Origin of the sequence: Sinorhizobium medicae (genome assembly GCF_007827695.1) — a bacterium.
GTDB lineage: Bacteria > Pseudomonadota > Alphaproteobacteria > Rhizobiales > Rhizobiaceae > Sinorhizobium > Sinorhizobium medicae.
In genome coordinates, this window is sequence record NZ_VITA01000005.1 from 117496 (window position 1) to 130458 (window position 12963).

At 62.3% G+C, this 12963-nt stretch carries 14 protein-coding genes and 1 tRNA gene; 8 read left to right on the forward strand and 7 right to left on the reverse strand.

Features of this window, described 5'->3' with window-relative positions; translation table 11 throughout:
- Positions 1–25: 25 nt before the first annotated feature.
- Positions 26–778 carry a sulfate transporter family protein gene (locus FB009_RS10165; RefSeq protein WP_012067616.1) on the forward strand — a complete coding sequence of 251 codons (753 nt, stop codon included), beginning with the start codon at positions 26–28 and terminating at the stop codon, positions 776–778.
- Between the two features lie 208 nt (positions 779–986).
- Positions 987–1196, forward strand: coding sequence for a SlyX family protein (locus FB009_RS10170; RefSeq protein WP_012067617.1), 210 nt, complete (start codon positions 987–989; stop codon positions 1194–1196).
- Between the two features lie 73 nt (positions 1197–1269).
- Here FB009_RS10170 and FB009_RS10175 read toward each other — a convergent pair whose 3' ends face one another.
- The 3 genes from FB009_RS10175 to FB009_RS10185 form a co-directional block, all read right to left on the reverse strand.
- A complete protein-coding gene (locus FB009_RS10175; RefSeq protein WP_012067618.1) occupies positions 1270–2262 on the reverse strand; it encodes a BMP family lipoprotein in 993 nt (330 codons plus the stop codon).
- A gap of 251 nt (positions 2263–2513) precedes the next feature.
- Positions 2514–3167 (reverse strand): peptide-methionine (S)-S-oxide reductase MsrA, encoded by a 654-nt coding sequence (msrA, locus tag FB009_RS10180; protein ID WP_012067619.1) that lies wholly within the window; start codon positions 3165–3167, stop codon positions 2514–2516.
- A gap of 58 nt (positions 3168–3225) precedes the next feature.
- Positions 3226–3543 carry a membrane protein gene (locus tag FB009_RS10185; protein ID WP_012067620.1) on the reverse strand — a complete coding sequence of 106 codons (318 nt, stop codon included), beginning with the start codon at positions 3541–3543 and terminating at the stop codon, positions 3226–3228.
- A 229-nt stretch (positions 3544–3772) separates the two neighbouring features.
- Here FB009_RS10185 and FB009_RS10190 point away from each other — a divergent pair.
- A tRNA-Ser gene (locus FB009_RS10190) sits at positions 3773–3862 on the forward strand.
- Positions 3863–4397: 535 nt separating this feature from the next.
- Here FB009_RS10190 and FB009_RS10205 read toward each other — a convergent pair.
- Complete coding sequence (locus FB009_RS10205) at positions 4398–5867, reverse strand: MFS transporter (RefSeq protein ID WP_024311298.1); 1470 nt, start codon at positions 5865–5867, stop codon at positions 4398–4400.
- Between the two features lie 127 nt (positions 5868–5994).
- On the opposite strand from FB009_RS10205, the gene FB009_RS10210 reads away from it, so the two are divergent.
- On the forward strand, positions 5995–6909 hold the full coding sequence (locus FB009_RS10210; RefSeq protein ID WP_012067621.1) for a LysR family transcriptional regulator: 915 nt from the start codon (positions 5995–5997) through the stop codon (positions 6907–6909).
- Positions 6910–6943: 34 nt separating this feature from the next.
- On the opposite strand, the gene FB009_RS10215 is transcribed toward FB009_RS10210, so the two are convergent.
- Entirely contained in the window at positions 6944–7213 is a 270-nt protein-coding gene (locus FB009_RS10215) for a BON domain-containing protein (protein ID WP_024311297.1), read from the reverse strand.
- Between the two features lie 194 nt (positions 7214–7407).
- Between FB009_RS10215 and FB009_RS10220 the strand changes: the two genes are divergently transcribed.
- On the forward strand, positions 7408–8352 hold the full coding sequence (locus FB009_RS10220) for an AEC family transporter (RefSeq protein ID WP_012067623.1): 945 nt from the start codon (positions 7408–7410) through the stop codon (positions 8350–8352).
- Positions 8353–8382: 30 nt separating this feature from the next.
- Here the strand turns inward: FB009_RS10220 and FB009_RS10225 are convergent, their stop codons facing one another.
- On the reverse strand, positions 8383–9480 hold the full coding sequence (locus FB009_RS10225) for a branched-chain amino acid aminotransferase (protein WP_012067624.1): 1098 nt from the start codon (positions 9478–9480) through the stop codon (positions 8383–8385).
- Between the two features lie 298 nt (positions 9481–9778).
- Complete coding sequence (locus FB009_RS10230; protein ID WP_012067625.1) at positions 9779–10570, reverse strand: c-type cytochrome; 792 nt, start codon at positions 10568–10570, stop codon at positions 9779–9781.
- Positions 10571–10725: 155 nt separating this feature from the next.
- Between FB009_RS10230 and FB009_RS10235 the strand changes: the two genes are divergently transcribed.
- The 3 genes from FB009_RS10235 to FB009_RS10245 all read left to right on the forward strand — a co-directional run bounded on the left by FB009_RS10235 (position 10726) and on the right by FB009_RS10245 (position 12846).
- The gene (locus FB009_RS10235) at positions 10726–11478 is read left to right on the forward strand and encodes a 3-deoxy-manno-octulosonate cytidylyltransferase (protein ID WP_012067626.1); all 753 of its coding nucleotides are present in this window, start codon (positions 10726–10728) and stop codon (positions 11476–11478) included.
- 25 nt (positions 11479–11503) lie between these two features.
- On the forward strand, positions 11504–12358 hold the full coding sequence (locus tag FB009_RS10240) for a prephenate dehydratase (RefSeq protein ID WP_012067627.1): 855 nt from the start codon (positions 11504–11506) through the stop codon (positions 12356–12358).
- Between the two features lie 350 nt (positions 12359–12708).
- On the forward strand, positions 12709–12846 hold the full coding sequence (locus FB009_RS10245; protein WP_003533421.1) for a DUF1127 domain-containing protein: 138 nt from the start codon (positions 12709–12711) through the stop codon (positions 12844–12846).
- Positions 12847–12963 lie beyond the last annotated feature (117 nt).

The following is a 12963-nucleotide window of genomic DNA, read 5'->3' on the forward strand; positions in this document are numbered from 1 at the left end:
CAACTCATCGGCCAGGGAGACGGACATGATATTCGATGCGGCGCGCCTTGCCTTCGCCAATCTCTTTGCGACGGAGACGCGCACGGTCTTCTGGAAGGTCATTGGGTTGACGTTGCTGGCGCTCGTCGCACTCTGGTTCGCGCTGCGCGAAGTTTTCGTCTGGCTTGCTCTGCCCTGGATCGATGCACTCATGCCGGGCACACCCGACTGGGCGGGATGGCTCACTTTCGTTGTCGGATTATTCGCAAGTCTCGGCCTCGCACTCGCACTGGCGCTGCTGCTGGCGCCGGTGACGGCGCTGATTGCCGGCTTCTTTCTCGACGATGTGGCCGAGGTGGTCGAGAAGCGTGATTATCCCGCCGAGGCGCCCGGCACGCCGCTGCCTCTGGTAGAGGCGATCACCGGTTCGGCGAAATTCCTCGGAGTCGTCGTTCTCGGCAATATCGTCGCGTTGTTCCTGTTGTTGGTGCCGGGCGTCAATATCGTCGCCTTCTTCCTCGTCAACGGCTATCTGCTCGGCCGCGAATTCTTCGAGTTCGCCGCCATGCGCCATCGTCCGCCTGCGGAGGCGCGCCTCTTCCGCGCCAAGCATCGCTCGACGGTGTTTCTCGCCGGCCTCTTGCTGGCGGCGTTCCTTGCCGTGCCTCTGCTTAATCTGCTGACGCCGCTCTTTGCCGCGGGGATGATGGTACACCTGCACAAGATGCTTTCAACGCGAGACCCCGACTTTGCGGGCACCGCAACTGCGGGTGCGCGGGGATTGAAGTCGACGGCATGAAGCAATCGCCGAGGGCCTTGAACAGAGGCGCGCGGACGCTGCCTTGACACGCGACGGCGTGTCGTCATTCTGCGCCCGACCTCTACAGCGCCGTGCGTCTTATCAGACGCACAAAGGTCGCTGTAGCACTTTGATCTGCTGCATGTTCTTGTCCTTCAATCGGATCCGATTAAAGGAAACATGCAGTAGCCAGCGACGGAGAAGCACGATGGGCGATGCAGAGGACCGGATCACCCGCCTGGAAGAAGCGGTGGCGCACCAGCTCAAGACGATCGAAGAGCTTTCGGATCAACTGGCCGAACAGTGGAAAATCGTGGAGCAGACGCGTGTGAAGCTCGAGCGTCTGACCGAGCGCTTCCTTAGTCTCGAGGAAGAGTCGCGCGAGGCGGTCCCGGTAACGCGGCCGCCGCATTTCTGATCCGTTCCGCTATAGAAGGAAAAGCCTCCGGTCATCACGAACCGGAGGCTTTCTCGAACATCCTGTATGAAGATCAGTAAGGGCAGGTCTCGTCGGTCATATAGTCGTGAACCTGAACCTTGCCGGCGATGATATCGGCCTTCACCTTCTCGACGGCATCCTTCATTTCCGGCGTGACAAGCGCCTGATTGTGCTCGTCGAGAGCGTAGCCGACGCCATCTTCCTTGAGGCCGAGGTTGGAGACTCCGAATTCGAACTTGTCATCCTTTGCGGCCGTGAAGGCGTCGTAGACGGCAACGTCGACGCGCTTCAGCATCGAAGTCAGCACCTTGCCCGGCTGCAGCATATTCTGGTTGGAGTCGACGCCGATCCCGAGCTTGCCCGCATCCGCTGCCGCCTGGAGCACGCCGACACCGGTTCCGCCGGCGGCGTGATAGACGACGTCGGATCCCTGATCGATCTGCGATTTGGCGATCTCGCCGCCCTTGACCGGGTCGTTCCACGCATCGGGCGTGGTGCCGGTATAGGCTTCCAGCACCTTGACGCCTTCGCCGGTAGACTTCGCGCCGCCCACGTAGCCGCAAGCGAACTTATGGATCAGCGGGATGTCCATGCCGCCGACGAAGCTGACCGTCTTGGTCTTGGAGGCGAGCCCGGCGAGCACGCCGACGAGGTAGGAGCCTTCCTGCTCCTTGAAGACGATCGATTTGACGTTGGGCTTTTCGACAACCATGTCGATGATCGCGAATTCGGTATCCGGATATTCCGGCGCGATCTTCTCGAGCGATGCGGCCCAATTGAATCCGGCCATGACGATCGGGCTGTTGCCGTCGCTGGCGAAGCGGCGCAGCGCCTGTTCGCGCTGCGCGTCGTTGGCGATCTCGAACTCGCGATATTCGATGCCGGTTTCCGCCTTGAATTTTTCGGCGCCGTTGAAAGCCGCTTCGTTGAAGGATTTGTCGAACTTTCCGCCGAGGTCGTAGATGATCGCCGGCTTGATGTCGGCGGCCAATGCGGTCGCGGACATCATCGAGAATGCAAGGAGACCGAGAATGGTTTTTTTCATTGTACAGCCCTGTTGTCGCTATTGATCTTATCGGGTCTTCCGCTGGTCCCGAACGGGGCCCCCACCGCGGAACCCGCCCCTCTCTTTAAGGCTTGGGTGGCCGCATCCTTGCACGGCTTCGGCAAAAAAAACACTCGAAATTTTTCGGATGGTAAAAAGCTAACCGGCCGCCGAAACGGGCTTGGCCGAAGGCGTCTTCCGGCTGAAATCAGGAGCGGAAGTGCCCCCGCACTTCCGCTCGACAGGAGGGGTCAGGCGCCGATCGGGCAGCTGACGCCGGTACCGCGCAGCCCGCAATAGCCGTCCGGATTCTTGGCGAGATATTGCTGGTGATATTCTTCGGCGAAATAGAATGGTCCGGCCATCGCGATCTCGGTGGTGATCTCGCGATCGTGCTTGTACGCCTTCAGAGCTTTCCGGAAAGCGTTTCGCGCGGCATTCGCCTCGGCAAGCTGCTCCTCGTCATAGACATAGATGGCCGAACGATAGGTCGTGCCGACATCGTTTCCCTGGCGCATGCCCTGGGTCGGGTCGTGCTCCTCGAAGAATGTCTTCAGCAGGCGCTGAAACGAAACTCTGGCCGGATCGTAGACCACGAGCACCACCTCGGTGTGGCCGGTCAGCCCCGTCGTCGTCTCCTGATAGGTCGGATTGGGCGTGAGACCGCCGGAATAGCCGGCTGCCGTCACGTAGACGCCCGGGATCTCCCACAGAAGACGTTCCGCTCCCCAGAAGCAGCCCATGCCGAAAAGCACCTTCTTCATGCCGTCCGGGTAGGGGCCCTTGAGCGGCCGGCCGGAGACGAAGTGGTCGGCTGCGGTCGAGATTTCCCCTTCCCGGCCGGCCAGCGCGGTCGCCGCATCGGGCAGGATGGTCTTCTTGTTGAACATATCGATCAGAAACATCTGCGGCTCCTTTCGTCAGCGCTCGCCAGGCATGAAACCAGCTGGACGGGTCCGGCGCTCAGGCGGCAAAGCGCCCCGCGGCGGGTTTTCTCCTGTATCCGGCCATCCACAGGAGGAGGGCGACGCAAAGAAAAACGGCGAAGGCGGGTTGCGCCAGAATCCAATGCAGCGCCCTCAGCCAAATTGCGGGCCCGGCTCCGGTACGCTGAAGCGATTGAACCCAGTTCAACGCGTCGGACCCGATCGCCGCAATACCTTCCGCAAGAGAGGTGACGACCGGCTCCGAGGCCGCGACCGACTGGATCGAATCGATGGTCCCGGCAAAGACCGCGGCCATCAGCGCCAGAAAGCTCGCAAACCGCAGCAGCAACCGCATCCGCTCCCCCTTTCGGCTCATCCTGCGCAAGAGATAGGCGCAAGGCCTGCCAAGCGCAATGGTGCTCGTGCGCAGCACCTTTCACGGCATGTCAATAATATGTCAGAAACCAGTTGATCCCGCGCGTATCATCGGTATATATCGCGCCCGTCCGCCGCTGTTGCCGGCGACGCGGAGAAGCTTCTGCTTTTCCCCATCCAGCCGGATCGACCGTCGGCTGCCGAAGGATGGACAGGTGGCCGAGTGGTTGAAGGCGCACGCCTGGAACGCGTGTATACGTGAAAGCGTATCGAGGGTTCGAATCCCTCTCTGTCCGCCATCAGCACTTGGTCCATTCTGGACACATAGGTTACGATTTATTCCTGAGACATAGGTAACACTGTCGGCCCGAACGGATTTTGAAGTGGTTCCAGTCTGCATGTCTCGTCATCGAAATATCCCAGATCATAATGCATGAAGCTGGCGAGCCATATGTGGTCGCGGCCCGATGCCCTTGTCCAGGCACATTCCGCGATAAACGGCCAGCGACCTGCGGCCTGCCTCGATCAGATCGTGGTCGCTTTGGCATAGAAGTCGGCCCCCCATTCAAGTCGACAAACTCGCCGCGCGTCATCTGAATCTCAGCATCGAAATCGACAATCGCCTACTCGCCGTTGATTCCACAACATTGTTCATGGCTCTACTCCGTGTTCGTCCAGCCATTTCCGGATGCTGGCAACTGCACCCTCGTCCGTAGCCGGTGAGGATGCGGTCGATGAGAGACGCGCACTTCGCCGAACAGAAACACGCTCATCCAAACAGCGCCTCGATGTCGGCCCGGCGGATCGAGCCGTGCTCATTATTTGGTACCATATTCAAGTTCGGTCTCGACCCGGCATTGCCACTCGCTCGGCGCTTCTTGCGAGAGCGCGGCTCCGGAGCGCGATGAGGAGCGCACCGATGACAAGGACGCCGGCGACTGCGAAAGTGACTTGCATCCCGGCCGAAACGGTCCCGGCATTTGCCGCTGCGACATCTTCAGCCGTTGCGAAGGCGAAGATGGCGCCCATGGCCGATGCGCCGGTGACGAGCCCGAGATTTCGCGACAGGTTGAGCATGCCGGAGACGACGCCGCGCCGATCCGGGCGGACATCCCTCATGACAGCGGTGTTATTGGCTGCCTGGAACAGCTGGTAGCCCGGCGTCAGGACGAGCATGGCGGCAAGATAACCCGCGACGCCGAACATTTCCGGAAGCACCGACAGGGCGAACGAACCGGCGGCCATCGCGACGAGACCGGCGAGGATCATGAATGGGGCGCCCAGGCGGTCGACGGCACGGCCGGCAGGCAGGCCGCTGAGGGCGGAGACGACCGGGCCCGCTGCCATCACGATCCCTACCATTGTTGCGCCGAGGCCAAGCGAGCGCGAGAGGTAGAAGGGTCCGACCACCAATGTCGCCATCATCACCGTCGAGACGAGGGTGCTCATGGCGAGCCCCGCGGCGAGAACCGGGTTGCGAAGGGTCTGGAGGCGAATCAGAGGCGATGCCGCCCGACGCTCGACAAGGACGAACAGGCCCGCACCGAGGATGGCGGCCGCCAGCAGAGACAGGTTAAGCGGGCCGAGACCGCCGCGCGAGACCGTCATGGCGAGCGCGTAGGCAGCGATCGTAAAGCCGAGCAGCAGCGTGCCCCGAACGTCGAAGCCCGGGCGCTCCGCCTCAGGCGTTTGGCGATCGGCGGGTAGCGATCGCCAAGCGAGAAGAAAGGCGAGGGCCCCGAGCGGCACGTTGACGAGAAAGATCGCCCGCCAGCCGAGACCGGCAATCAGCACACCTCCAAGGGACGGCCCGAGAGCGGTGCCGACTGCCGACATGGTGCCAAGCAGGCCCATTGCGCTCCCCGTCCTTTCCTTTGCGACGGCATCGCCGACCAGCGCCATTGCGAGCGTCATCATGACCGCCGCCCCGAGCCCCTGCACCGACCTGGCGAAGATCAGCACCGGCAGGTTCGATGCAGCGCCGCTCAAGGCCGACGACAGCGTGAACAGAAGGATTCCGGCTAAAAGCAGCCGCCGGCGCCCGATAATGTCGCCGAGACGGCCGACGGTCACGATCAGCGTGCTGATGGCGAGCAGATAGGCAAGGACGACCCACTGGACCTGCTGAAACGAGGCGGAGAATGCCGCAGCGAGGCTCGGCAGACCGACATTCGCGATGCTGGTTCCAAGTGAGGACAGCAAGACGGAGAGCGAAAGACTGGCGAGCGCCCATTGCGCCGCAGCGGCCCCACCCGATCCTGAAGCCTCGTCCGGTGCGGCAATGGCTGGTTTCGACATGAACATTTCTCCTGAGGACCAAAAGCTCCTCGGGAGGCTAGCCGTTCACCTGGTATGGCGGAACCCGCACGATTTGCACTGCATTCGTGCGTTTCACGCTATATCATGACCGAAACGGTGCTACTATCCATTCATGCCGAAGCCCGATCTCAACCTCCTCGTCACCCTGGACGTGCTGCTCGCCGAAGGCAGCGTCGCGCGCGCCGCGAAGCGGCTGCGCTTGAGCCCCTCGGCCATGAGCCGGGCGCTCCAGCGGTTGCGTGAGACGACGGGCGACCCGCTTCTCGTTCGAGCCGGGCGCGGCCTCGTTGCCACGCCGCGGGCGCTCGAACTGCGCGAGAGGGTCGGCCGGCTGGTGGAGGAAGCGGAAGCCGTCCTGCGTCCGCAAGGAAAACTCGAGATCGAGCGGCTGGTACGGACCTTTACCCTGCGCACCAGCGATGGCTTTGTCGAGAATTTCGGGCCCACCCTCCTTTCCCGTCTGGGCGCGGAAGCGCCCGGCGTGCGCCTGTGTTTCGTGCAGAAGCCGAACAAGGACAGCGGTCCGCTTCGGGACGGGAGCGTCGATCTCGAGACGGGCGTCCTAGCCGAGACGACGGGGCCGGAATTACGGACACAAGCTCTGTTTCGCGACCGGTTCGTTGGCGTCGTTCGCAAAGGCCACGGCCTGAGCAGGGGCGAAGTGACTCCGGAGCTTTACGCGGCCGGCAGGCATATCCTGGCCTCGCGGCGGGGCCTCGACAAGGCCGTAACAGGTATCGACGTAGCGCTGGGGGCGATCGGGTTGGAGCGCGAGATCGTCACCACGGTGGGCGGCTTTTCGAGCGCATTGGCGCTGGCTCGCGCTTCCGATCTGGTCGCCAGCGTTCCGGAGCGCCACACGAGCGTTTTACGGGCCGGAATGCACAGCTTTCCGCTGCCGTTTCAGGTGCCGCAGATCACGGTATCTCTGCTCTGGCATCCGCGGCTCCATGCCGACCCTGCGCATCGCTGGCTGCGCGGCTGCATCCGGGAGGTATGCGGCTCAGTTGCGGTTTGCCGGCTGTAGAAGTTTGATAGGTCGCCAGTCGGCGCAACGCGCTTCAGTCTTCGCCCTCACGCATGACCAGCCTGTTTTCGACGCTCGAAACGCCGATGACGGATGCGGCTGCCTCGCCGGCAGTGGCGATGTCCGCTTCGCTTCCGACGGTACCGGAGAGTACGACGATGTTGCCCAGGGCGATCACCTCCATATCGCTCGTATCCAGGGAGGTTGCGTAGCGAAGGAAGTGCAGGACTTTTGCTGCGAGATCGTCATCGGTCAGATGAGGATCGTCGTCCTTGTGGGAGTAGGTAGGGTATTCATTTGGCATTCCCAGCGTTCCCTCCTTGGACGCAACGCCCGGCAGCACAGGAATGTTCCGGTCGCACTGTTGCCCGTAAATCTTCTGCAATTGCTGCATGTTGGCTCGCTGCGGCCCCGATTCAAGTCGTCTCATCGGATGAGCCTCCCTTGCCTCCGCGGCGCGAACGGGTCTATGGCTTGGAAACCATTCAAGGCTCTTCCATGTCCGACGTCTTCCTGAACGTTCTACCGATCTTTGTCCTGATCCTGACCGGCTGGCTCATCGTCCGCCTCGGCTATCTGAAGCCGGCTGTCGGCGAAGCGCTCGGCGACTTCGTCTTCCGGGTCGCGGTGCCCGTGCTTCTTTTTCGTACCATCGCCGAGGCGGATTTCAAGGAAGGGTCCCCCTGGCCGCTCTGGGTCGCCTACTTCTCCGGCGTCGCGGTGACCTGGGCCATCGGCCACCTTGCAGCAACGATCGGGTTCGGTCGCGACGCGCGCATGGGGGTGCTTGCGGGCGTCTCGTCCGCCTTCGCCAATACCGTCTTCATTGGACTGCCCCTGGTTTCCCGTCTTGTCGGCGAAGACGGCATCGTTGCCCTGTCGATCCTGCTCTCGGTCCATCTGCCGGTCATGATGATCGCCGGAACGGTTCTGATGGAGAGAGCGGATCGCCAGACGACCGGAACGCCGGGGCAGGGGATATGGAAACTCATGGGCGGTGTTGCGCGCAATCTGGTCCGCAATCCGCTTGTGATAGGCCTTGCCTGTGGCGCTCTCTTCCACCTTCTCGGGCAGCCGCTCGGCGGGCCGGTGAAGACCGTCGTCGACCAGCTTGCAGGCGTTGCGGCGCCTGCAGCGCTCGTCTCTATCGGCATGGCCCTCGACAAGTACGGCCTTGCCGGCAACACCGGCCTTGCAACCGTGACGAGCACGCTCAAGCTCCTGGTGCTGCCCGGCGCCGTTTTTGCCGCGTGCCACCTGCTGGGCCTGAACGACAGCTGGACCGCGGCGCTGGTGCTCACCTCCTCAGTCCCGACCGGCGTCAACGCCTGGCTGATCGCCAACCACTTCAATGTCGGACACGGGCTCGCCTCCTCGACCATTACGCTGACGACCGCGCTCGGCGTGGTCAGCGTGTCGATATGGGCTTATCTCTTGATGTGAGGGGCCGCTGACCAGACACGCTTATGGCGGTTAGAACAGCCGGTCGAGCCAGCCATGCCTGTCCGGCGCGCGGCCGTTCTGGATATCGAGCAGTGCCGCCTTCAGGCGGTTTGCGACCGGACCGGCACCACCGTCACCGATGGTGAAGCTGTGCTCGCGGCCCTTGACCTTGCCGATCGGGGTCACAACAGCCGCCGTCCCGCAGGCAAAGGCTTCGGTGAGACGGCCGCTTTCCGCATCCGCCTGCCACTGATCGATCGCATAGGGTTCTTCACGCACCGTCATCCCCATATCGCGGGCGAGCGTGATCAGCGAATCGCGCGTGATGCCCGGGAGAATGGTGCCGGTGAGCGGAGGCGTCTGCAATGAGCCGTCCCGGAAGACGAAGAAGACGTTCATGCCGCCGAGTTCTTCGACAAAGCGGCGTTCCACCGCGTCCAGGAACACCACCTGTTCGCAGCCCTCCTGCATCGCCTCGGCCTGAGCCGCGAGGCTTGCGGCATAGTTGCCGCCGCATTTTGCCTCTCCGGTGCCGCCGGGCGCTGCCCGCGTGAAGTTCTCCGAAACCCATATGGTTACCGCTGGAGCGCCACCCTTGAAGTAGGAACCGACAGAGGAAGCAATGACGCAGTAGAGGTATTCGGCCGAAGGCTTCACCCCAAGCAGTACCTCCGTGGCAATCATGAACGGCCGGAGATAGAGTGCGGCTCCTTCAGCGGCCGGTATCCAGTCCCGGTCGACACGCACCAGTTCGCGTACCGATCGGATGAAGAGCTCCTCCGGCAGGGGCGCCATTGCGAGCCGAAGTGCGGAGTTGCGGAAACGCCGCGCATTCGCATCGGGACGAAACAGCGTGGCGCCGCCGCCGGGCAGCCCATAGGCCTTCATGCCCTCGAAGATCTCCTGCGCGTAGTGCAGCACGAGTGTGGACGGATCGAGATCAAAGGCTTTTCTCGGGCCAACCTTCGCATCGTGCCAGCCGCGGCTTTCGCAATAGCGGATCGTCACCATATGGTCGGTGAACACGCGCCCGAAGCCGGGATTAGCAAGCAGAGCCTCGCGCTCGCTCGTTGCCAAGGGGTTCGCGTTTTGCTCGAACAGGAAAGTCTGCTCACCGGCACCGGTCATCTGTCGTCTGCTCCTTCGTTGCGAGCGATTGATGCGCCCGCATTATATATCTCTGCTGCTGGACGTTCCTTTCATCCTATACGATGAGAAGACAAGACCTGCAGCAATTCAAAAACGCTCCAGCGGCCTTGTGCGTCCGACGCCCGGCGCTGTAGGTGCGAATGGCCTCGGCCATTCCGTGTCGCGGCATTCTACATCATGACGCGGCCGAGCTCATCACAACTGCGGAATATGAAAAACCCGATCGTTCGACCGGGTTTTCGGGAGGATCGGCAGATGCCTGTATACTGGCGGCAAATCAGTTCGCCGGCGCAGGCGCTGGAGCGCCGGTCTGACCCGCGGGAGCCGTTTCGCCGACAGCAGGTGCCGGAGCTGCGCTGCCGGCAGCAGGTGCTGGCGCTGCGCCGCCTTCGGCCGGAGGCGGAGCCGCTGTGTCAGCTGGAGCGGAAGTGCCTTCAGCGGGAGCAGGGGCCGCGTTGCCTTCGGCGGCGGCGGGCGCCTGACCTTCGGCGGGTGCCGCCTCGGTAGAGCCTGCGCCGGCTTCGGGAAGCGGTGCGGGGTTGTCCGAATGCTCACGCAGCCAGGCGATCAAGTTGGCGCGCTCGTCGGTCTTCTTGAGACCGGCAAAGCCCATGGCCGTGCCCGGCACGTGCTTTTTCGGCGCTTCGAGGAAGTAGCTCAGGTGATCGTAGTCCCACACGACCTTGCCGCCTTCGGAAAAGGTCTGCATGCCGGCGGAATAGCTGAAGCCCTCATGCGAGGCGATCGGGCGATTGACGATGTCCCAGAGATTAGGGCCGACCTTGTTCGGTCCGCCCTTCTCCACGGTGTGACAGCTTGCGCATTTCTTGAACACGGCCTCGCCGGCGGGTGCATCGGCGCTGGCGAGCAGAGGCCCGATCGGCTCGGATTTCGCTTCTTCGCCGCCGGCGGCACCGGCTTCGCCGGCCGTTTCCTCCGCGACGATCGCGAAGCCTTCCTTCTCGGGAGCTTCGGAATGGAAAATGCCTTCCGACGCGATTGAGACGGTCATCAGTACGAAGACCGTACCCAACAAGGCACCCACACCCATGTTCACATATGGATTCATCTGCAAACGCTCCCTTTGCCACCGGTGCAAACAAAAAACCGGCCCATCTTGAAATCGCGCGGAACCTATGTCTTTTGGCTCTGCGTTGCAACAGAGATTATCAACCCCGGAGTGAGACGTTTTGACACTTTCTCCGGGTTTCAAAAGGCCGGATCATGAATCGTGAACAAGCGGGCAAAGCCCTCGTACTCATTCCGGCGCGCATGGCGTCGACGCGCCTGCCCGGCAAGCCGCTTGCCGACATTTGCGGGCTGCCGATGATCGTGCAGGTGGCAAGGCGGGCGGCGGAGGCCGAGGTCGGCCGGATCGTGGTGGCCGTGGATCATCCGGAGGTTTTCGCAGCCGTGAGCGACGCCGGCTTCGAGGCGATCATGACGCGGGTCGACCACCAGTCCGGCTCCGACCGGATTCACGAGGCGCTTCTTAAGGCCGATCCGCAAGGTGAGGCGGAAATCGTCATCAACGTGCAGGGCGATTTGCCGACCATCGAGCCCGGCCCGATCCGTGCGGCACTGAAGCCGCTGGAAAATCCTTCGACGGACATTGCCACGCTGACCGTGGCGATCACCGACGAGCACGAAAAGACCAACCCCAACGTCGTCAAGGTCGTCGGCTCGCCGCTGTCGCAGAGCCGCTTCCGCGCGCTCTATTTCACCCGCGCGACCGCGCCCTACGGCGAAGGTCCTCTCTATCACCATATCGGCCTTTACGCCTATCGCCGCAGGGCACTCGAGACCTTCGTTTCGTTGAAGCCGTCGGCGCTTGAAAAGCGCGAATCGCTGGAACAGCTGCGGGCGCTCGAAGCGGGCATGCGCATCGATGTGGAGATCGTCGATTCGGTGCCGCTCGGCGTCGACACGCCTGCAGATCTCGACAAGGCCCGCCGGATCCTTTCGGCCCGGGCCTGAGATTTTCACATCAAGGGGAACTGACGTGACAGCCAAGACCAACCGGATTTCCTTTCAGGGCGACTACGGCGCCAATTCCGACATGGCCTGCCGCGACATGTTCCCGGCGATGGAGCCGCTGCCCTGCCAAACCTTCGAAGATGCCTTCCTGGCGGTGGAAAACGGCGAGGCCGATCTCGCGATGATCCCGATCGAGAACACGATCGCCGGTCGAGTCGCCGACATTCACCACCTCCTGCCGGAATCGCGCCTTAACATCGTCGGCGAATATTTCATGCCGATTCGCTTCCAGCTGATGGTGCTGCCCGGCGTCAAACGCGACGAGATACGTACGGTTCACAGCCATATCCACGCGCTCGGACAATGCCGCAAGATCGTGCGTGCCAATGGCTGGAAGCCGGTGGTCGCGGGCGATACGGCCGGCGCCGCCAAGCTCGTCAGGGAAGTCGGAGACCGCTCCATGGCGGCGCTTGCTCCGCGCCTTGCCGCCGATCTCTACGGACTCGAAATCATCGCCGAGAACGTGGAAGACACCGACAGCAACGTCACGCGCTTCGTCGTGCTGTCGCGGGAAGAGAAACGGGCGGCGCGCACGTCAAAGGACGAGCTGATCATCACGACCTTTGTCTTCAACGTGCGCAATATCCCGGCGGCGCTCTACAAGGCCATGGGCGGTTTCGCGACGAACGGCATCAACATGACCAAGCTCGAGAGCTATCAGCTCGGCGGCAGGTTCGTGGCGACCCAGTTCTATGCGGATATCGAAGGTCACCCCGACGATATCGGCGTGCGCCACGCAATGGACGAGTTGCGCTTCTTCTCCGAAAACGTACGCATTCTCGGCACTTATCCGGCGCATCCGATGCGCGGTGTGCTCTGAAGATCGGCGCCGATGACGAAGGCGGTCTTGGGTCAGTGGCGCGCGAGATCATTTGAACCGCGCCGGAGCCACTGCGATTGATCGTGGCTCCCCAACTCCGTGGCTCCCAACCCTGTGGCTCTGGCTCTCCCCCAACCCCACAGTCATCCTCGGGTCGAGCCCGAGGATGACTGTGGGGGCCGCCATGACCGATCAGACAGGGGCGCTTCGGGTTATGACGGTCCCACGTCAAAATGGCAAAATTCGTTAACCGGCTACGCGTCCAGCGCATGCCTAATTTGCAATCATGGAACTACTTAAATCTTAAGCAAATGCCTATTTAGCTCTCGTACGAAGAAGGAGCTAAGAAGATGAAAATCCGCCAGAAGATCACGGAATATGTAAAGATGCGCCGCGCGGTCCGCGAGCTCAACGCGCTCGACGATCATGCGCTCAGCGACATCGGTATTTCCCGTTCCCAGATTCAGGCTGCCGTCTACGGCCGCTAATACAGCGATGGCTGCGCGCCGCATTTGAGCGCGCAGCATCCAGAGTCTTCCACACCCCGCCTCCGTGCGGGGTGTGAGCGTTTCAGTGATGCCGTTGCCCAGAGCCGCTCGGTGTCT